This window comes from Microbacterium halimionae, from assembly GCF_011761265.1.
Taxonomy (GTDB): Bacteria; Actinomycetota; Actinomycetes; order Actinomycetales; family Microbacteriaceae; genus Microbacterium; species Microbacterium halimionae.
This window is the reverse complement of record NZ_JAAOZB010000002.1, coordinates 132258-151696: the sequence shown is the minus strand read 5'-3', so window position 1 is coordinate 151696 and position 19439 is coordinate 132258. Positions and strand designations below refer to the sequence as shown.

General features: G+C 62.1%; 20 protein-coding genes and 1 tRNA gene. 12 read left to right on the top strand and 9 right to left on the bottom strand.

Annotated features, from left to right (window positions below; translation table 11 throughout):
* Positions 1 to 72: 72 nt before the first annotated feature.
* The 5 genes from FHS06_RS08460 to FHS06_RS08440 all read left to right on the top strand — a co-directional run bounded on the left by FHS06_RS08460 (position 73) and on the right by FHS06_RS08440 (position 5302).
* Complete coding sequence (locus FHS06_RS08460) at positions 73 to 537, top strand: hypothetical protein (RefSeq protein WP_167048389.1); 465 nt, start codon at positions 73 to 75, stop codon at positions 535 to 537.
* 79 nt (positions 538 to 616) lie between these two features.
* Positions 617 to 1624 (top strand): AAA family ATPase, encoded by a 1008-nt coding sequence (locus tag FHS06_RS08455; RefSeq protein WP_167048387.1) that lies wholly within the window; start codon positions 617 to 619, stop codon positions 1622 to 1624.
* Positions 1542 to 2879: a DUF58 domain-containing protein gene (locus tag FHS06_RS14200; protein WP_167048385.1), complete on the top strand. Its 1338-nt coding sequence runs from the start codon at positions 1542 to 1544 to the stop codon at positions 2877 to 2879. Before FHS06_RS08455 ends, FHS06_RS14200 begins: the two co-directional genes overlap by 83 nt.
* Complete coding sequence (locus FHS06_RS08445; RefSeq protein ID WP_167048383.1) at positions 2866 to 5139, top strand: transglutaminase TgpA family protein; 2274 nt, start codon at positions 2866 to 2868, stop codon at positions 5137 to 5139. Before FHS06_RS14200 ends, FHS06_RS08445 begins: the two co-directional genes overlap by 14 nt.
* A 75-nt stretch (positions 5140 to 5214) precedes the next feature.
* Positions 5215 to 5302: transfer RNA gene (locus FHS06_RS08440), tRNA-Ser, on the top strand.
* On the opposite strand, the gene FHS06_RS08435 is transcribed toward FHS06_RS08440, so the two are convergent.
* Both FHS06_RS08435 and FHS06_RS08430 read right to left on the bottom strand, forming a co-directional pair.
* Positions 5290 to 5991 (bottom strand): NUDIX hydrolase, encoded by a 702-nt coding sequence (locus FHS06_RS08435; RefSeq protein WP_167048381.1) that lies wholly within the window; start codon positions 5989 to 5991, stop codon positions 5290 to 5292. The two genes, FHS06_RS08440 and FHS06_RS08435, sit on opposite strands and share 13 nt — an antisense overlap.
* Positions 5992 to 6068: 77 nt before the next feature.
* Entirely contained in the window at positions 6069 to 7598 is a 1530-nt protein-coding gene (locus tag FHS06_RS08430) for an HNH endonuclease signature motif containing protein (protein ID WP_167048379.1), read from the bottom strand.
* Between the two features lie 249 nt (positions 7599 to 7847).
* Here FHS06_RS08430 and FHS06_RS08425 point away from each other — a divergent pair, with 249 nt between their 5' ends.
* Positions 7848 to 8252, top strand: coding sequence for a glucose-6-phosphate dehydrogenase (locus tag FHS06_RS08425; protein ID WP_167048377.1), 405 nt, complete (start codon positions 7848 to 7850; stop codon positions 8250 to 8252).
* 203 nt (positions 8253 to 8455) lie between these two features.
* On the opposite strand, the gene FHS06_RS08420 is transcribed toward FHS06_RS08425, so the two are convergent.
* The gene (locus FHS06_RS08420) at positions 8456 to 8917 is read right to left on the bottom strand and encodes a DUF3817 domain-containing protein (RefSeq protein WP_167048375.1); all 462 of its coding nucleotides are present in this window, start codon (positions 8915 to 8917) and stop codon (positions 8456 to 8458) included.
* A gap of 198 nt (positions 8918 to 9115) precedes the next feature.
* Between FHS06_RS08420 and FHS06_RS08415 the strand changes: the two genes are divergently transcribed.
* Complete coding sequence (locus FHS06_RS08415) at positions 9116 to 9562, top strand: pyridoxamine 5'-phosphate oxidase family protein (RefSeq protein ID WP_167048373.1); 447 nt, start codon at positions 9116 to 9118, stop codon at positions 9560 to 9562.
* A gap of 14 nt (positions 9563 to 9576) precedes the next feature.
* Here FHS06_RS08415 and FHS06_RS08410 read toward each other — a convergent pair whose 3' ends face one another.
* Together FHS06_RS08410 and FHS06_RS08405 are read right to left on the bottom strand one after the other, a co-directional pair.
* On the bottom strand, positions 9577 to 10107 hold the full coding sequence (locus FHS06_RS08410; protein WP_167048371.1) for a DUF4395 domain-containing protein: 531 nt from the start codon (positions 10105 to 10107) through the stop codon (positions 9577 to 9579).
* Complete coding sequence (locus tag FHS06_RS08405; protein ID WP_167048369.1) at positions 10088 to 10531, bottom strand: thioredoxin domain-containing protein; 444 nt, start codon at positions 10529 to 10531, stop codon at positions 10088 to 10090. The genes FHS06_RS08410 and FHS06_RS08405 overlap by 20 nt, the downstream gene beginning before the upstream one ends.
* A gap of 148 nt (positions 10532 to 10679) precedes the next feature.
* Between FHS06_RS08405 and FHS06_RS08400 the strand changes: the two genes are divergently transcribed.
* From FHS06_RS08400 to FHS06_RS08390, 3 genes are all read left to right on the top strand, one after another.
* Positions 10680 to 11084 carry a hypothetical protein gene (locus tag FHS06_RS08400; protein ID WP_167048367.1) on the top strand — a complete coding sequence of 135 codons (405 nt, stop codon included), beginning with the start codon at positions 10680 to 10682 and terminating at the stop codon, positions 11082 to 11084.
* A gap of 46 nt (positions 11085 to 11130) precedes the next feature.
* Positions 11131 to 12378: an LCP family protein gene (locus FHS06_RS08395; RefSeq protein WP_167048365.1), complete on the top strand. Its 1248-nt coding sequence runs from the start codon at positions 11131 to 11133 to the stop codon at positions 12376 to 12378.
* A 94-nt stretch (positions 12379 to 12472) separates the two neighbouring features.
* Positions 12473 to 13216 (top strand): hypothetical protein, encoded by a 744-nt coding sequence (locus tag FHS06_RS08390; protein WP_167048363.1) that lies wholly within the window; start codon positions 12473 to 12475, stop codon positions 13214 to 13216.
* A gap of 8 nt (positions 13217 to 13224) precedes the next feature.
* On the opposite strand, the gene FHS06_RS08385 is transcribed toward FHS06_RS08390, so the two are convergent.
* The 3 genes from FHS06_RS08385 to FHS06_RS08375 all read right to left on the bottom strand — a co-directional run bounded on the left by FHS06_RS08385 (position 13225) and on the right by FHS06_RS08375 (position 15108).
* The gene (locus FHS06_RS08385; RefSeq protein ID WP_167048361.1) at positions 13225 to 13749 is read right to left on the bottom strand and encodes a hypothetical protein; all 525 of its coding nucleotides are present in this window, start codon (positions 13747 to 13749) and stop codon (positions 13225 to 13227) included.
* A 61-nt stretch (positions 13750 to 13810) separates the two neighbouring features.
* Entirely contained in the window at positions 13811 to 14482 is a 672-nt protein-coding gene (locus FHS06_RS08380) for a DUF4166 domain-containing protein (RefSeq protein WP_167048359.1), read from the bottom strand.
* Entirely contained in the window at positions 14479 to 15108 is a 630-nt protein-coding gene (locus FHS06_RS08375; protein ID WP_167048357.1) for an SRPBCC family protein, read from the bottom strand. Before FHS06_RS08375 ends, FHS06_RS08380 begins: the two co-directional genes overlap by 4 nt.
* Positions 15109 to 15171: 63 nt before the next feature.
* Here FHS06_RS08375 and FHS06_RS08370 point away from each other — a divergent pair, with 63 nt between their 5' ends.
* Both FHS06_RS08370 and FHS06_RS08365 read left to right on the top strand, forming a co-directional pair.
* Positions 15172 to 15783, top strand: coding sequence for an HD domain-containing protein (locus FHS06_RS08370; RefSeq protein ID WP_167048355.1), 612 nt, complete (start codon positions 15172 to 15174; stop codon positions 15781 to 15783).
* A 133-nt stretch (positions 15784 to 15916) separates the two neighbouring features.
* Positions 15917 to 17227 carry an HNH endonuclease signature motif containing protein gene (locus tag FHS06_RS08365; RefSeq protein WP_167048353.1) on the top strand — a complete coding sequence of 437 codons (1311 nt, stop codon included), beginning with the start codon at positions 15917 to 15919 and terminating at the stop codon, positions 17225 to 17227.
* 106 nt (positions 17228 to 17333) lie between these two features.
* Here the strand turns inward: FHS06_RS08365 and FHS06_RS08360 are convergent, their stop codons facing one another.
* Positions 17334 to 19391, bottom strand: coding sequence for a heavy metal translocating P-type ATPase (locus tag FHS06_RS08360; protein ID WP_167048351.1), 2058 nt, complete (start codon positions 19389 to 19391; stop codon positions 17334 to 17336).
* Positions 19392 to 19439: the final 48 nt, after the last annotated feature.

Genomic DNA, 19439 nt, shown 5'->3' with positions numbered 1-19439 from the left:
CTCCATGCGTGGGCTGTCGCCCCGGCTGCGATCGGAACGTGCTGCTTAGCAGCCGATCGCAGCCGGGTGCGGATGCCCGAGCTCATCGCATCGGTGTTGATGGCGCTGGCGATGCTTGATGCCGCCTTCACCCACCGGCTCGCACCCGTCTATTGGACGGCGCTCTTAATTGCCGGCGCAATCGGAATTGCGGCTCTTCGCACCTCTCGACGCGCGAGAAAGCAACCACGGGTCGAGATGCTGAGCTTTGCCGGGTCAGGCATTCATACAACGCTCGGAATGATCGTCATGGCCGCTCTCATGCTGGGGATGAGCCACGGGGCCGCCGCCGCGACGACGACTGCATTAACGAGCGCGGCCGTGCATCACCACGGTCTCGGAGCGGGATCGATGACCGTTGCACTTGTCGGTGGTGCCGCTGTCTACTCCGCAGTGTCTTTCGTTCTGGCCGCCCGTCAACGCGGATGGTTGGTACGCGCCGAGTACGCCACGATGGGCGCCACAACATCACTGATGGCCGTCGCTCTGATCATCTGACCCTGCCACCCACTGTGCCGGGTTACGATCGGGTAACGAGGTGGACGCCGCCCACCGAGTGCACCGGCCGGGGGACCAGATGGATAACACCGCAACATCCGATATTGCACCCGCGTACACCCGCGAATTAGACGCCGCTGAATTCCAGCGTTTGGCGGGCCTCGTCGAAACGTCTATTTCACGAGTGATCGACGGCAAGCCCGAAGCCGTCCGCTCAGCGATGGTCGCGCTGCTGGCCGAGGGACATCTCCTCATCGAGGACGTGCCAGGCGTCGGCAAGACGATGCTCGCACGTGCCCTCGCGGCCTCGGTCGCCGCGAGTGTTCGCCGCGTGCAGTTCACTCCTGACCTCCTCCCGGGCGACATCACAGGCGTGAGCGTCTTCGACCCGGTTGACCGGGAGTTCGAATTCAAGCCGGGCGCGATTTTCGCAAACATCGTCATCGCCGATGAGATCAACCGCTCATCTCCCAAGACGCAGTCGGCGCTTCTCGAAGCGATGGAAGAACGTCAAGCAACCGTTGACGGCAACTCTCACCCACTCCCCGACCCGTTTCTCGTCGTCGCGACGCAAAACCCGTTCGAGATGGAAGGCACATACGCACTTCCCGAAGCCCAACGGGACCGCTTCATGCTGAGAATCTCGATGGGGTATCCCGATGCGGCATCCGAAATTCTCATGCTGCGTCAGCGTGAGAGTTCGAATCCGCTCGCCGCCATCACCCCCGTCATCTCAGCCGACCGAGTGCGTGACCTCATAACGTGGGCGCGCGCTGTGCACGTGTCTCCGGCGATCGAAGAGTATGTCGTTGCTCTTGCCAACGAAACCCGCACCCACGCCGATATCAAGCTCGGCGCCAGCCCCCGGGCAACCCTGCAGCTCTTGCGAGCAGCCAAGGTCTGGGCGGCGCTCGATGGCCGCGCGTTTGTGATTCCCGATGACATCACCGACCTCTTGGTGCCGGTCTTCGCGCACCGCATCGTTCTGTCTCGAGTCTCGGCCCGTGGCGGAAACACCGGCGGCGTCGCAGCCATTCTCGAACGCATCGCCCGCAGCATGCAGGTTCCGCTGGCTGCACGGTCGTGATCTTTCGATGAGGCGTTTTTGGCCCCTCACCGTGCGCGGTTCGGGTGCCCTTGTTCTCGTTGTCGCGTTTCTTGTCGCAGCCAACGAACTGGGGCTCATTGAGCTTCTCGCGTTCGCCGTGCTTCTGCTCGCGCTCCTCGTGCTTGCGGCACTTTCGGTGTGGCTCGGGCGACGCCGCGCGAGTGTGACGCGCATGCTTTACCCCGATGTGCCATCGATCGGTTCCGATGCCACTGTGACAGTGAGGGTGACAGCACAATCGTCATGGCCGGCATCTTCGGGAACGTGGAGCGACGCGTTGCCGCGAGACATCACAGCGGATGCCACCGGGGTCTTTCCCGCGTTCACTTCTCGCCGCGACGGCCGGCACGCAGAAGTCACCTACGAACTCAATGCGGTGCACCGCGGCATCCACTGGATCGGTCCGCTGCGGCTGGCCGTGACGGACACATTCGGGCTCGTCCGTCGCCAGCAAACCCTCGGGGAAAGAACGAAAATCGTGGTGGCTCCCACAGTCGTCGAGCTCGGACCAACTCCAGGCTTTTCTGGCGACAGCGGCGGCACGCTCAGCCCACTGACAACGCAGCGCGGACAGGGAGCAGACAACCTCATTGCGCGCCCGTATGCCTCGGGAGACTCGATGCGGCGCATCCACTGGCGCGCAAGCGCCCATCGCGACCAGCTGATGGTGCGCGAAGAAGAGCAAGAGAGCACCCCTGAAGCGACTGTCGTATGCGATCGAGCGGTCACACGGTTCGAACCGGTTGCGATGGATGCCACCGGCACAGACCCCGATTTCGAACTCGTCATTTCGGCGACGCTCTCGGTCACAGCGCGGCTCGTCCGAGACGGCTACACCGTCGCCGTCATTGACTCCGACGGCTCACCGTTATGCGCGCCGATAGCGGGCGGAGACACCGCCGCTGTGGAAGAGCTTGTGCTCGACTTTGCGACGATCACGGCGCGCTCGGTGCGCGCTGGTGCGCCGTTTGCGGGTCTCGCGCAAGAGGTTGCCGGACGAACCATCGGCCCGCTCGTCGTCGTGACCGGAGCCCTCACGCCCGTCGATACGGCCGCGCTCGTCGCCCTCGCCGGCCACAGCCATTTGCCAGCATTGATCACAACGACGAGAAACCGTGAGACCTTGCTGGCGGCATCCGGTTGGCGGGCTGTGACGGTGTCCGAAGATTCCGAGCTTGACGAGGCATGGCGCACAGCAACGTCTACCGCGGGGGTGGCATATGGCATCGGCTGATCGCCGGGCGCTCCGCGCACGCACTCGCCGCGGTGGGCTCTTGCCCGCCGTTGCCCTCTGGATAGCACTTGCCGCGAGTGCGCTACCGCTGTTGAGCGTGATCGATCCGGGCAGCTGGGTGTACACAGCGCTCCTCGGTACCGCAGTGATTCTCGCGGTCGGTTGGGGCGCACGCCGACTGCTCTTACCTGCGGTCATCGTCCCGGTGGCAGAGGTACTTGCATGGGCCGTTTTTCTCACGATCGCGTTTCTCCCCACCACCGGGTTGCTGGTTGTCATCCCGACGCCTCAAACGTTTGTCGGCGCACAATCGTTGCTCGCTCAAGCGCTCATAGAAATCGAGGTTGGTGCAGCTCCGTTGTCGCCGACGTTGGCGCTGTCGTTCTGCCTCGTTGCGGCGACAATGCTCCTCGCCATCGCGATGGATCACGTCGTTCTCACCGCGCGCATGCCACTTCTCGCGGGCCTCGCGCTCATCGCCGTGTCGGTCATCGCACAGATAGTTGTTCCCGGTGAATTCAGCCCGGGCGCCTTCGTGTTCTTGTCTGCCAGCATCCTGTTTCTGTTATGGACCGAGACACGACGTCGAGAAAGATCACGAGCACTGCAGTCTTCGCCGCCTGATGCTGGACGTCCCCCACGCGCTGGCCGTGGGGCGGCGGCGCTCGCTATCGGCACTGTCGCTGTGATTACAGCTCAGGTTGCCACCCCGCTCCTGCCTTCGCCGACCGCGCGGACGCAAACGGGCACCGGGCTCAGCGGCACATCAATCAACCCCACGCTTCGGCTCGGCGACGACCTCCGACGCCCGAGTGAGGTCGACGTCCTGACGTTGAGAACGACGCTGCCGGTAACCCCTTACCTTCGCGCTGCAACGCTGTCGACCTTCGACGGAGATGTGTGGAGCCCCGACGAGGGCGACACCCTGACGCTCGAGCCAGGTTCGAGCGTCGCAGTGATCACGGCAGGCGACAGCATCGCCCGCACTACCGGAGTCACGACGATCGATATCGAAGCCCTTAATTCTGGGCTCCTGCCAGTGCCGTACCCCGCCATAGAGCTGACGGGGCTGACCGGCGAGTGGGAGTCGCGCCCCGACGGCGGAACGATTACCGCCGTATCGGGCAGCACCCGCGGGCAAAGTTATGCCGTGACGAGCGAGGTTCCAGAACCCACCCGTGAACAAATTCAAGCCACGGATGCCGGTGGCTCAGGCAATGACGAATTGCTCACCGAAATGCCGAGTACCGTCCCCGACAACATCTCCCAACTAGCAAGCGAAGTCACGTCGGGAACAACAAGCGACTACGACGCGCTGGTCGCGCTGCAAAGTTGGTTTCGAGGTTCGGATTTTGAATACTCCCTTGATGCCCCGGTAGAAGAAGGATTCGACGGGTCGGGAATGGCGGCGGTCTCGCAATTTCTCGAGGTGCGAAGTGGCTACTGCGTGCACTTCGCTTCGGCGTTCGCAGCGATGGCGCGAACACTCGATATGCCTTCACGCATTGTCGTCGGCTACCTGCCGGGTATCGCAACAACCGACGTCGTAGACGAAGAGCGCGTCTATCAGGTATCGAGTTCACAGCTTCACGCGTGGCCCGAGGTGTATTTCGACGGAATCGGGTGGGTAGCGTTCGAGCCGACCAAGAGCCTCGGTACGGCGACGGTTTTCTCTGGAACGGCCACAGACTCCACCGACACGACCGACGAAAACTCACCGTCAGCCGCGCCGACGGCGCCCTCGGCTTCGCCTTCAGCGTCGACTGGGCGCCCCGCTGACGCACTCGACCAGAACAACGCGCAGAATGTTGGGCAAGGCAGCCCGTTGGGGTCGACGGTGCTCGTTGTGCTGCTCGTGGTTCTGCTGCTCACCGCCCCCGGAGCGGCCGGTGCGCTTCGCCGTCAGCGACAGCTTCATCGGGCGCGTGCTGGTGATGCGCACGCGGCGTGGGCATTCGTCGTCGATAGCGCCATTGATCTCGGAACCGCAGTCTCGGCGAGCACGTCGCCGCGCGCTGTCGCCGCGCAGCTTCGCGATCGCTGCAAGTCGCAGCTTCGTGGGCTGGATGTGCTCGTGCCGGCTCTTGAGCGGGCAGCGTATGCCCCGCCGGGCGGCGCGGCGGGCAGCAGCAGTTTGGCGGATGCTGCGGCATCCGTTCGTGACGAGTTGATGGCGTCCAGCGGCCCGGCCAATCGAGTCGTCGCGGTAGTGGCGCCACGGTCGCTCGTGGTGCGCCCCTCGATTGAGGTTGCACGTTAGCAAGGTCGATCGTGGGCCCAGGCTCGGGAGCACTGCTGATGACCTGTAGGATGGTCTGCGGCCCTCCGGGGCTGTGGAGGATTCGCCTAGTGGCCTATGGCGCACGCTTGGAAAGCGTGTTGAGTGAAAGCTCTCAGGGGTTCGAATCCCCTATCCTCCGCCAATTGTGAACTCACGGGTTTCATCCCAGGGTTCGGTCCATCCGAGTCGGTCAAAGAGCGCGTCAAGAAGCAGCGCAGTAAAGCCCCAGACCAACTGCGTACCGTGCTGCCCTTTTGCATGGAAAGCAGGACCCCGCCACTGCTGGCCGCCGCGTTCCAATACCGTGACGCCCCGATTTGCGGGATCGAGCAGGTCTGCGACCGGAGCTCGAAATACATCGGATGATTCGCACTCGTCGACGACACCGACGGGCGACGGACGCCGCCACCAGGCCAGTACCGGGGTGACGAGGTGCTCAGAAAAAGACAGTGGAACGCCTTCAAGGGTGCCGAGAACTTCGACGCCCTCGGTGTCGAGCCCGGTTTCTTCGCGGGCTTCCCGGAGCGCCGCAGCGATGGCATCGGCGTCACCCGGATCAGCGCGTCCTCCAGGAAAAGCGACCTGCCCGGGGTGAGAGCGAAGCGTTGAGGCTCGTGCCAAGAGCAGCACATCGAGGTCTCGCGAAACTGCGTGTGCGTCGGCGTCATGGGCGCTCGGAAAAGTGTCGAGCGCCCCGAACAGGATCAGGACGGATGCTGCGCGCTCTCGGCGTGCGCGAGGCATCTGGTCGAACACCGGGAACATGCGCTCACCGTTGGCTGCGGCATCCGCGAGAGCTCGGAGTTGGTCGCGTGCGCCCTTCGTTGCCATGCTCGATCTCTCCTGTCGCGCTCCCAGTTAAGACGGCTAGGCGCGGATCTCAGTTTGTCGTACTTTCGGAACGTACGTCAGGCAGCGGTGAACCGGAGAGGTGACTTCGAAGCGAGTCGCACTGGCTCGCCGACTTCACCCGTCGCGGGGTTCGGCGGTGCGTGCAGCCAATACGCGTCATCGCCCGCCTCGCTGCGTTCTCGTCTAGTTTTCCACTGCTGGTTATGCAGCCTCAGATGGCAATTTCGACAAAGTGGTACTCCGTCATCGACATTCGTTGACCCATGGTCCTGCCACCAATGATCCACGTGGTGAAACTCGCATTGAGATATCGGTGCCACACAGCTTGGCCACATGCACCCGCCGTCTCGCGCCGCGATCGCCACACGTTGTTTGCGGGTGAAGAGCCGATGCTCGCGGCCCACATCCAGTGGTCTGCCGTAAGTGTCCTGCGTTATCGGCACCGCTCCCGCATCGCAGAGGTACGACTCGACGACTCCACCAGGAACCGCCGCACCACCGTCTTCGACGTGCCCGGCCCCACTCACGTGCGCTTGGCCGCGTTCACCCGACCGAGTAATCGCTGCAGCCTCCACAAGAATCCGCACGCCAGGCTGACGATCACCGAATGCCTGGCGCGGATCAGCTCCGGCACCGGTGCGGAGAATCGCCAAAATCGTGTCGTACTGCAACTGCTCATTCGAGCGCTGATCTGCAGCTATTTCGGCTGCGAGTTCGGCAACCGCTGCACGCTCAGATGGGTCCGAAGGCACAAACCTTGGCCCGCGCCGCGGGCGGCGGGCCGCCTGCTGAATCGAATGCACCCAGGCGGCACCATCGTCGTCAAAAACCACGCGCGCATGGTGTTGGCCGTGCTCGTCAATCCACGTGCGGAAAGACCGTGCCTCGAACCGCTCCTCGAATCTGAGCGTCACACCCACCGGATCGAGCCGGTCGCGCGCAATCCGCGCCGCTGCGCGCAACTCCTCAACCGGCAATGTCGAAGTCTCAGCGAGCAACTGCTCGACTACAGCGGCCCACGACTCGAGCATCTCCATTGAGCTTCGCTCGGGGTATCGCTCGATCGGCGGCTCACCCAAACTCACTCGAATCGCGCGGAACTGCGCCGAACTCAATAGCCCGCCCGAAAGCGCACCCCGCAACAGTGTCAGCCACCGCGGCGGGATCGGATCGGCATCCTCAACCGCTGCTTCGCCAACAAACGCAGTGTCGCCAACAACCGCAGTGTCACTAACAAACGCAGAAGGCGCCAACTCCTCCCCCGTGCGCAACGCTCGATTGACATCACCACGCGACTGCCCGGTGATGTTCTGAACCAGCGAGGTGCCGTTGCGATGGCCTTTCCGCTGCGCGAGCCCGTCGTAGCCGCGATCCCTCGTGGACCTGTGCCCAACCTCGGCAGAAGCTGTCGCAACAATGAGATCAAGCGCATTGCGCGCCTCAGCAGCATTCGTCAAGACAGCTAACAACACCTCGCCTTCGAGGGCTGCGACAGCTCGCGAAAATTCGTCATCACGAAACACCTCGACAACACGCGCCGACGCCGCAGCGAGGCGGGTTGTTGGTGATGCGGCGGTGAATTCCATAGAACAAATATACGAATAACCTCCGACATTGCGAGGTGGAAATATGCCAAAGTTCGCGCCCAAAAGTCACAGACTCGTAACGGTTAACCACCTCAAAACCTTGTGCACCGGCCAGGGCGGCTGATCCACACCTCAAAGCGTCCTCCTAGTCCCCGACGCGCCGAGTTTCGCCTACCGTAGAGAGAGCGCGGTCTGCTTCGTGATTCGCTGCAACTGGTGGCTGGCGTCAGCCCGAGAGAGGACGCGCTCATGAAGATTGTTATGTCTGCCGATTGGCGAGACGAGATCCCATTCGAAACCCCCATGATCGCGTCGGAATCAGCGCCGGGTGAGCCCACCCGCTGCGCGACGTGCAGCAACGATAAAGATGCGTTCGCTCGCGAAGACCTCTGGGCGTTCAAGCACCGCCACCCCACAAACCATGCCGGCTTTGTGCGCTTCTATTGCGCCGAGCACGTGCCTGCGGCGGTCGTAGAGCAGCCTGCTGCACCGATCGCAGCCAAAACCGCGAAGGCACCCCGTGCCTCACGAGCTGCCGTGCCTGCTCGCCGCCCAACTCCGGCCGAAGAGCGACCCCGCGCTGTGTGCCCAACCTGCTACGTCGAGGTGTCCGCCAAGGGCATGTGCGGCATGTGCGGCGAGCAGATGGCCTGATTTCTAGCGCCTAAGCATCACATGGATGATGCGTTCGCGCTGCTTCGCAAGTATGCGCGCGATCACAGTCGCACTCTCAGATCTGTCTCTGAGCACGTCAGCAATCGCGAAGTATCCGTCGAGCAGTTCGCAGCTTTCGCGCGCGGTTGAGTGGCAGCGCGCAGCCCCCAGGGCGAGGACTCATGGCGTCCTGGGCGCACTGGCTATTTGCCTCCCGGCGGACCCAACATCAGCAGCATGACGAAGACCAACGCGACCACGCCGACGAGCAGCAGAGCGAGCAGCCACGGGCGGCGCAGGAGCAGGCGCATAAACCGGTCGTGCCACGCCGCATCGCGCGGGTCATCGCCCGCCTGCAGGCGCCACGCACCCACTAGCCTGCCGGCACGGTGCAGCCAGATCTCCGTCGGAATCGTCGCGTACGGGATGACAGCACTGACAATCGCGGTGATCGTCGGACCGGCTTTCCACCGATTGTTCTTGGCGACGAGTACCGCCGTCGCGCCGTAAGAGAGAAACACGAAGCCATGGATGCCACCGCCAATAGACACAGCGATGTCGAGGTCGACCGTCGCGCGAAGAATCAGCCCGGCGATGAGGAGCGTCCACGACACGGCCTCAGCGATAGCGAGCGTGCGAAAGAGGGTCAGTGGAGTTCGGAACATGCTCTCTAGTTAACCAATCAAGCAATACCGCAAGGACAGTTCGATTGTTTGGATCATCCTCGGCAGAAAGCCGGGGTCCTATCAGTGCGCTGCACGCCAAGACGAACGTGCCCTACGACCAAAGACCCTGGTGGACATAACGTCTGGTGTTAAAGACTATGTCGCAGCGTAGTCCGCAACATAAGGGAGATGTGAAGCATGTCTCATGACGTCTCAGAACCGGGCTGGTCTCCGCAGGGGCCCGTGGTAGAGCTTTCGGATGAGGAGAGTTGGAAGCGCCTCTCAAGTAAGAACTTTGGTCATCTCGCGCTGAGCACGCGGGGTCGGCCAGATATCTTCCCGGTCAACTACTACTCCGACGGAAGAACGATCCTTTTTCGAAGTAGCAAGGGGGCAAAGCTCAATGAGCTCGTGGAGAACCCACACGTCGCTTTCGAAGTGGATGCCGACACCCCCGACAATGTGTGGAGCGTCGTCGTTCATGCCACTGCCAAGGTGTTGAAAGATGACCTGGTGCTCTCTGTTGCGGCGCGCGAAACTCTTCCGGCCTGGATACCGGTCGAAGAGTTTGTTTACGTCTCGCTTGAGCCCAACAGCATCCGTGGTCGCCTGTTCGAGCGCCACCTGCCAATCGGTCGCATCTAACGTAGATGTCCGAATCAGACGCCGATGAGGCCGCCGCGCGGACGGATCAGACCTATCCGCGTGAAAGCGAGATAGAGCTGGCATCCGAGGCATAGCCCGAACGCCGCGTTGAGAAAAGCCGCAATGAACGCCGCCGCTCCCGCGATCGGCAGCGCCCACGGCACGCCCACAAGATAGAGCGCGACGCCGATGGTCACAACGACGAATCCGACAACCTGGGCGAACCGTGGAGGACGGGGGTCCTCGAGCTCATCGGGAGCTGAAAGGCGCGGACGAATCAGCTTTCGGTACAGCACGCCCCAGGGCGCCGTCTGCGGAAAGGCGAACCCCCACACAAAGAGTGCGTCAACGACGATCAGCACGATGAATCCCGGGTCGGCCAGTCGCGCGGTGAACGTGGTTTCGGCCGACACCGCGGGCCCGAGCAGGGCGAAGAAAGTGCCTACGAGGAGAAGCACCGCAGTGATCCACGCGGCGAACCGAGGCGCCCTCGGGTCGATGCCGCGGGGGCGCTGCTCGGCTGTTTCACCGTGCAAATGCGACATCTTCGCTCCTTCTGAGTGCATCGACTTCTTGACCGATCAGAGTCGGCGATACCGTGCCGGCATATCGCGCGGCGACACGGCCGTGCGCATCAACCACGAGAACTGTCGGGGTCTGCAGCACTCGCAGCTGCGATGCAAGCTGGGGACGGTGAGTGAGGTCAACGTCGGTGTAGACGACGTCGCCGTATCCTTCGAAAGTCTTCGTCAATGCGCGGCGAACTCCAGGGCAGCGCGAGCAGAACTCCGTGCTGAGTTGCACGACGGTTGCGACTTCGCCTAGCACCGTGAGGTCGACTTCGGCAGGGGTGATATCGGCAACGATAACGCGGCGCTTGCGGCTCGACCGATGCCGAGTGATGATTCCGACAGACGCAGCCACGAGCACGAGCGCGGCGAGCAACGAGGCGGCAAGCACGGGATTCACACAATGACGTTACGTCTGGATTTGTCGGTACGGGCGAAACAACGTCATAGTGCGTCATAGTTCAGTCGCGATGGGGTGAAGCGGCACCGCGTACCCTCGAAGACGGTGGGGGCGTTTCGACCCGCCGCTCCCAACGAGAAGAGGACTAGTGCGCATCCACAGCACGTTCACCAAGGCGGCCACGATCGTCGGTGCAGCCGGGATTTCGCTCGGAATTACCGCGTTCGTTGGGGCCACGAACTTTTCGCTCGGATACTTTCTCGGCACGGCTGTCATGGGGACCGCAGTGATCTTCTGCGTGCGCACATTTCGCGGTGTTGATGAGCAAAGTGCACCGCCGCGGGCCTGGTGGCGCATGACGTCCCGCCCGACAGCGGGATATTTGCTGGGCGTGCTTTTCTTGGCCCAGGTTTCGTGGGTTGCCGCGGGGTTCGTTGAGCCGCAGAGTGCTGTCGCTCTCGTGACGAGTCTCGTCGTCAACAGCGTTTTGTCAGTCGCGTACTTCCACTCCTCGCTACGTTTGTCGAGGAACGCACGCAAAGCCGCCGCTTGATGTTGCGCTGAAGCTTTCGGTGGCCGCCGCTCGACCTGGGGGAACGATGTCAAGACAACGCTCGACTGTCGCACGGCACGCGCGCTTGCGCTCTCCACACCCAGCAAAGCAAGCACTGAAACTCGTCGCGGTTGCTGCTGTGGTTGCACTCGTCGCGGTTGCCGGAGTGGCGTCCTACGTTATCTACGACCTATCGAACACGGTGACGAGCAAGGCTGTTGCGCTCGAAGATGAGGTCGTTCAGCCGCCCACAATGGGCGCATTCGAAGGTGACTTCAGCGTGCTGATCGTTGGTACGGACGAGTGCGAAGAAGAGCTTCAGGCGGCTCTCGGTGATCGCTGCACGGGAGCCGACTCCGAAGGACAGCTCAACGATGTGAACATGCTCATGCATGTGTCAGAAAATCCGCGTCGGGTCAGCGTGGTTTCGTTTCCGCGCGACCTGATGGTTGCTGTGCCGTCGTGCACGCGAGAAGACGGCTCGACGACTTCCGCGATGTCAAAGCAGCCGCTTAACAGTGTCTTCAGCGTTGGTGGTCTCGGATGCGTCGCATCCACGATCTCCGCGCTCACTGATTTCGATATTCCGTTCGCTGCGAAGGTCAGCTTCGGCGGAGTGGTGAATATCACCGACGCGATCGGTGGCGTTGAAGTCTGCATCGGGAACAACGGCATCCGCGATTACTACACCGGCATCGACTGGGAAGCGGGCATGCGTCAAGTTCAGGGGCTCGATGCTCTGCAGTTTTTGCGCACACGGCACGGTGTTGGCGATGAGAGCGACCTGGCCCGCATCGGCAATCAGCAGCAATATATGTCACGACTCGCACACAAGCTGCGAAGCGATGAAGTGCTCGCGGATGCCGGTGCCCTTTACCGACTTGCGAATGCCGCTGTGACAAACATCACGCCGAGCGAAAGCCTCACAAACCCGCTGCGCCTCGTGCAGCTTGCACTCGCGGTGAAAGACGTGCCGTTCGAAGACATTACTTTCGTGCAGTATCCCGTCGTTGACGACTCGGAAAATTCCAATAAGGTCGCCCCCGATTTCGCCTCCGCCGAAGTTCTGATGACAGCGATCGCCGAGAATAAGTCACTCGAGTTGAACGGAAAAGCTGGTTCTAACGGTGGCGTCATCGAAGTGACGCCCACAGACGAGCCCGCAGAGCCCGCACCGGAAGAACCGACGGATGCCGCATCTGATGCGCCGGCGGATGAAACCGTCGCGCTGCCAGGCAACGTCAACGGCACATCGGCCGATCAAGAGACCTGCTCCGCCGGCAACGGGCGGTAGCTCGTAGCGGTTGCCCCGCCCGCCACAACCGCAGGGTTCTCGAAGACAGCTAGATGTGGCAGCGCACGGTCGGCGAAACGCCGAGAATAGGTCCATGCAGCAGCCGGATATCGAAGATGACTTCTCGGGCCCCCTCCGCGCCGACCTGTGGGTTGACCACTATCTACCGCATTGGACAACACCCGAGCGTTCGGCTGCGCGATACTCATTCCAAACAGAAGGAATGCAGCTGCGCATCGATTTAGAGCAGCTCAACTGGCGTGACGAAGACGCCCCGCTGCGCGTTTCGAATCTTCAAACCGGCACGTTTGCGGGCGATCTCGGCACAAGAGTTGGCACACACCGACATCGAGAAGACGGACTCGTTGTCCGCTCACCCACTCCGACTCGGCTGCTGTGGGCGCCCACCGCCGGGCGCGTTGAGCTGACCGTGAGCGCGAGCGTAGATCCGCAATGCATGCTCGCTGCGTGGCTGGTAGGCACGGAGCATCTGGATGCCGCGCACTCCGGCGAAGTCTGCATCTTCGAGATCGACGGGCACGCGGTCGGCGCCTCAACTCTCGCGCGTTCGGGGATCAAAGCTCACACCGACTCTGCCATCGAGACGGATATGGCAGACGTGTGCCTGCCCTTTGACGCCTCGAAGCCACACACATGGAGCGTTGATTGGGGCGAAAACCGCACCGTCATCTGCTGCGAAAACATCGTCGTTCGCGACATCCCGCAAGCGCCGAACTACCCGACGTTCCTCATGATCGATCTTTTTGAAATCGGGCAGCCGAGCGGCGCGTACCCGAAAACAGCCATGCTGCATAGCTTTCGTGGCTGGACTCGCTAGCTCGATCGTCAGCCCTGATTCATCGGCGAGACTGTCATTTCTCCGGAGGCGAAGGGAAACGGAAAGAAAAACGTTCCGGTTCCGTCCCATTCCGACACCGGAATCTGCCAAAACCACAGCTGACCGATGACGAGCGCACCTACCGCCACGATCATGATGATGTTCTCGGCACGTCTGAGTGTGCGGAGCGCCGCTGCTTCGGTCACAGCCTTTCGCTGCAGCGAACTCATCGCCCAGAGAAAGACTGCGATGAGGCTCAGAAAAACTAGTGGGCTCGGCCGCAATACGAGCTGAACGCAGCTCGGCGCAACATCGGTGGGCTCGCCTGCCGCGTTAAGAAAACCACCGTCCCCCGTCATTCCCCCGAGACAAGCGCCCTGTGACCCCGTCATGAATACGGAGTAGATGAAAGCGGAGACCAGCCCGATGATGAAAAGCCGCCGTATGCGCGCCACCACCGCAGAGTCGATGAAGGCGCGATCCTCAGCCCCGGATACCGTTTTAGTCGCTTTTGACTCGAAGCTAGTTGTCATTGGAATCCCCCTCCTCGGACGCACCCACTCTTCCAGAATCGAGAGGCGTTGCAAAGAATCCCTACACGCGCCGCTCGTGCCGCACAGGTTTGAGGCGCTCGGGAGCGTCGGATGCCGGAATCCATTCGCAGGTGAACGAGCCGCGGTATCCGAAGAGAAAACCGAAGCGATGGTTGTGCACCTGCATGTCGACGTGAAAACACTTATCAGTGTCGTCGTACCACTCATGCAGGGTGGCGCGCCCGCTGAAGAGCATGGGAAAGCGGAAGGCAACGGGGCCTTCATAAAACCGCTGCGCGTCAGATATCAGCCTCAGCCCACCGTCGTCGTCGACCGATAGCTCAAGATCAACAGCGAGGTGCTGATGAGTGCCGAGGTAGTCAACAATGCGCCCCGCGCTGAGGATCATCGTCGCATCGAACCGGCTCGCGCGCCCGTTGATCGTGTATTCACGCACGAAGGTGACAGTTTCACGTCCGAATGGGTCTCGATACGGAAAGTTCTCGATGGTGAAGGGCACCTCGCGACCGAGCGTGGGAATCAGGATGTTGCGAAGTCTCCCGATCTGCAAAAACGGGACAGTCCACCACGGCCCGCGCCGAATTTCTGTCATGACACCGCGGCCGATGCACGCTTCGCCCGACTCAAGCCCGACGCCAAACCTTCGCTGCATCATCGGATGAAGCCTTGCGAACGCCTGCTCGCCAATAGCCCTCGCAAACATCGAACTCATACTGTCCCCTCCGGGTCGGCGAGTGTCTTCAGCGTTTCTGGCGCGGCATTGAGATGATCGGCGCGGCGACTTCCACCGTGGGGTTTGCGCTTGCAACGACCAGCCTGAGGCCGGTTCGCGCGCCAAAACCACAGCACGCTCCACAACGGCCACTGTTCGGGCGCAACCCCAGTTTCAAGCCAGATGCGCAAGCGGTCGAAGCTCCACGCGGTGGCCCACCCAATGACGGGGCGGACGACCACGTCGAGCACGCCCCATCCGCTCGAGTAGTCGTAGCCCGTAATGAAGCTGATTGCCCCGTCGTCCGTTGGCACGTACCGCCAATACCCGCGGCCATCGCGAATCGGTGACAGCCGGTCGGATGTCGTGAAACGCAGCGCCGATGTGCGCGTGCCGTCTGAGCGAGTGACCTCACCGAGACTGATGCCGGTGCCGTGCACGGTGTGCAGCGGAACCCGCCGGGTGTAGACGAAGCGGGTAGCCCCGGCATCCGTAGTCGAGGTCGGGGCGATGCTCGTGAACCGCACGTCCCAGCGCACATGCTGAGTGGGGTCTTGAGTTGCGTGCCACACGCTCTCTAGCGGCGCTCGAATACTTGTTTTTACGTAGATTCCACGCGCCGCCATCCCTCGACGGTACGACACATGCGGCAATGCCCGCGGGCGACGCTCCATGCGAGAGAATCTGGCATGACCACGTCTATTGATGAGATGCTCGCACCACCGACCGAGACGGCAAAGCGCGCTCTCGACGTCGCCCAGCACTGGTGCACACCCGCAGTGGTCAATCACTGTCTGCGGTCATGGGTATGGGCCCGAGCACTCGGCGAATCGCTTGAGCTCGACATCGATCTGGAGCTACTTTTCGTTGCCACGATGCTGCATGACACCGGGGTCAGTGCGCCGTTCGACTCTCACACCGAGCCGTTCGAGCGCTCGGGCGGGGCCGCTGGCTGGACCTTTGCCACCGGCGCTGGTTGGCCGCGCGCCCAGGCGGAGCGCGTGTCGCAGATCATCGAACGGCACATGTGGACATCGGTCGACGTCGAGGACGACCCCGAGTCGTACCTGCTCGAGGCGGCGACGAGCCTTGACGTCTCGTACGCAGAACCAGAACGGTGGGATGCCGCACTCTTGGAATCGGTGACCCTTCGAATTCCGCGACTCGGGTTCGCGAGCGAGTTCGCGGCAGCGATCCATGAGCAGGCCTCGCGCAAACCGAAATCCAATGCTGCGCGCCTCGACAGATCGAGACGCATCGGAGCCGGTGCGGCCGGATGGGCAGCTCTTGCCGCGTCGTGAGCGGCGCTTCTTCAGCGGGCGAGAACTTCGCGTTCGCTTCTCCCCAAAAGTCTTTTGGGAAAGTTATCCACACCGGGGCTTTTTAGGCTGGTTTGGCATGGTCAATGTCGGAGGTATGTTCGATACTTGGGTCATGTCAGAGAACGAAACCCAGCAACAAGAAGCAGAGGCCTACGAGCTGTCTGAGTCTGTGTCGATGTTGTTTTCTTTCGATGAACAGATCGCACACATTCAGGCGTCACGGGCCGCGGTTCTTGCAAAAATGGGGCGGATCGCACTTACGCAAATACAGCGGATGACATCGCGTGACTCGCGGGACCGCGAGATTCCGATGCGAGCGGTCGCGGCAGAAGTTGGGGCTGCACTGCGGTTGTCGGATCGCACGGCGCAAATACGTGTCGATGATGCGCTCGACGTGACCGAGTCGTATCCGGAGACGTTTGGGTCGTGGAGCGCGGGGCGTGTCTCGGAACGCCACGTACAAGAGATCTTGCGGGCGGGCGTGAACCTGACGGATGCTGCAGCCAAGGCCCGCTACGACCGCGAGGTTGTCGGGGTCGCTGAGGCTGAGACGCCGGGCAGGTTGCGGGGGTTTGCTGCAGCGTTGGCGGAGAAAGCACAGCCGCGGACGCTGCAGGAACGCTTCGAAGACGCCAACGCGACCCGGACTGTGCGACTGTTCGACCTCGCCGACGGGATGAGTTCTCTCAACGCGGTGTTGCCGTCGGTGCAGGCGCATGGGATTTTCAACCGGTTGACACAGCAGGCGCGGGCGTTGAAGGACTTCCGGAGTGGGCGATCCGACTATGGCATGAAGCTCCGCGCAGAAGACGAGCCCGTGGATGATCGGAGGACGACGGACCAGATCAGGGCCGACCTGTTCTCCGACATGCTGCTGACGTCGGTGCCCAGCCTCGACCCCCTCGCGGGTGACGATTGCGGTGGGTTGGGTGCGATCCGCGCGATTGTGCAGGTCACGGTGCCTGCCACGACGCTCGCTGGCACCTCATCGACACCGGCGGACCTGTCGGGGCTCAGCTTGGTTGATCCCGAGAGCGCGCGGCGCCTCGCGGGTACTGCGCCGGGGTGGGATCGGGTGTTCACCCGGCCTGTGGCAGGCACCGTGGTCGCGGTGGATCGGTATCGCCCGAGTGATCAACTTAAACGGCAGCTCAGGGCGAGAGATCAGCACTGCAGGTTCGTGGGATGCCGCATGCCCACCCACCGCTGCGACATAGATCACACGGTCGATGCAGCCTTTGGCGGGCCGACTCATCAGCACAATCTGGCTCATCTGTGTCGAAGACATCACAGCCTGAAACATGCGAGCCGTTGGTCGGTGAAGCAGCGCGGTGATGGTGTTTTGGAGTGGACTTCGCCGACCGGGCGAAGTTACACCGACAAGCCACCCGGCGTCGCATTCGAACCCGACGTGACCGTCTAGTGCGCGCGTCGCTGGAGGCACTGAGAGCAGTGTTCGAACATGGCCTCAGACGACCGCGGCAGCGTGCTGTACGTCGAAGACGATGCCGACATCGCCACGATGACCGTTACAGCTCACGACGCGCAACACGCTCGGCACTGAGGTCCAACCTGCGAAGCAACTGCGCATTCAACGCAACCACGACGGTGGAAAGCGACATGAGTATTGCACCGACCGACATCGGCAGCACAAAACCTATCGGTGCGAGAATTCCTGCCGCTAACGGCACGGAGATGAGGTTGTAGCCGGCGGCCCACCAGAGGTTCTGCGTCATCTTGCGATACGAGGCTCGCGAAAGCTCGATAACCGACACCACAGAGCGCGGGTCATCGCTCGCAAGAATGACACCCGCCGATGCAATCGCGACGTCGGTGCCAGCTCCAATTGCGATACCGACGTCGGCTTGCGCAAGCGCCGGAGCATCATTGACGCCATCACCGACCATCGCGACCTTTCGCCCCTCGGACTGAAGCTCCTTCACCTTCGACGCCTTCTCTTCTGGTCGCACACCGGCAAAGAATCTATCGATTCCGAGCTCTTCTGCAACCGACCGAGCAACAGCATCCGCGTCGCCCGTAATCATGACCACTTGCACGTCCCGCGCGTGAAGGGCAGCAATCGCATCACGCGATTCGACGCGAACAGCGTCGGCGAGACGCAGCGCTCCCGCAACTTTTCCGTCAACGAGAACGTGCAAAATAATCGCACCCTGCGCACGCCATTCGTTCGCGATGCGCAGCTCCGAGGCGCCCTCTTGCTCGAGGAGATGTGGCCCGCCGACCTGTACTGTGCGACCTGCCACGCGGGCGCTCACGCCCACAGCAGGGGCAGACGTGAATTCGGTCGCACCTTCGAGGTTGAGCTCACGCTCCGCCGCAACCGCCACAATCGCGCGACCGAGAGGATGCTCGGAATCTGACTCCGCAGCCGCAGCCCGGCTGAGAACTTCTTCCTCACTAAAACCATCGGCAGGCTCGATTCCGATGACGGCAGGCCTTCCCCCAGTGAGAGTGCCCGTCTTGTCGAAGAGCACTGTGGTAATCGATCGCATTCGCTCAAGCGCGAGACGGTCCTTGATGAGCACTCCCGCTTTCGCTGCACGCTCTGTCGATATCGAAACAACGAGCGGGATCGCGAGACCAAGCGCATGCGGGCACGCTATGACAAGAACCGTGATGGTTCGAACGACAGCGGCATCCGGCATCCCAATCGCCGTCCAGATGATCGCTGTCAGCACACCAGAGCCGAGCGCGAACCAGAAAAGCCAACCTGCCGCGCAATCAGCGAGGCGTTGTGCGCGAGACGAAGACCCTTGTGCGTCGGCCACGAGCTTCTGAATACCCGCGAGCGCCGTGTCATCGCCGATTGCCGTGATTTCGACTCTCAACCCAGAGTCGGTCGCGACGGTACCGGCGACCAGAGCGTCTCCGTCCGCTCGACGTACCGGTCGAGACTCCCCCGTGATCATCGATTCATCTACCGAAGCTTCCCCCTGCACCACGCGTCCATCGGCCGGGATCCTCCCACCCGGTCGCACGATGACGACATCACCGATTTTCAATTCCGACGGGGACACTGTGGTCGTTGAATCCCCATCGACGCGCTCCGCTTCATCAGGCAGGAGCGCCGCCAGAGAGTCGAGTGCCGAGGTGGCCTGTGCGAGCGAGCGCATCTCAACCCAGTGGCCGAGCAGCATGATGACGACCAAGAGAGCGAGCTCCCACCAGAAATCGAGCCCCTCGTCGAGCACGCCCAGGCTTGCACCCCATGACGCCACAAATGCGACGGTGATCGCGAGTGCGATCAACAGCATCATTCCCGGCTGCCTGCTGCGAAGCTCGCTCACAGCTCCCGAAAGAAATGGTGCTCCACCCCACAGGTACATCACCGTTCCGAGCACAGGCGATACCCACGGTGCCCATGAAGCATTCGGCAACGGGTACCCAATCAGCATCGCGAACATCGGCGAAAAGTGCACAACGGGGACCGCCACGAAAAGCATGATCCAAAAGAGCCGCCGAAACTTCGCCACGTGGTTAGCATGACCAGCATGCGGTGCGTGATCCGACTGCTGTGCGTGATCCGACTGCTGTGCGTGGCCAGAATGGCTATCGTGCTGACTCATTGGGAACCTCGTCCGCCGGTTGTTCTTTGGAGTTCAGATATACCCTAC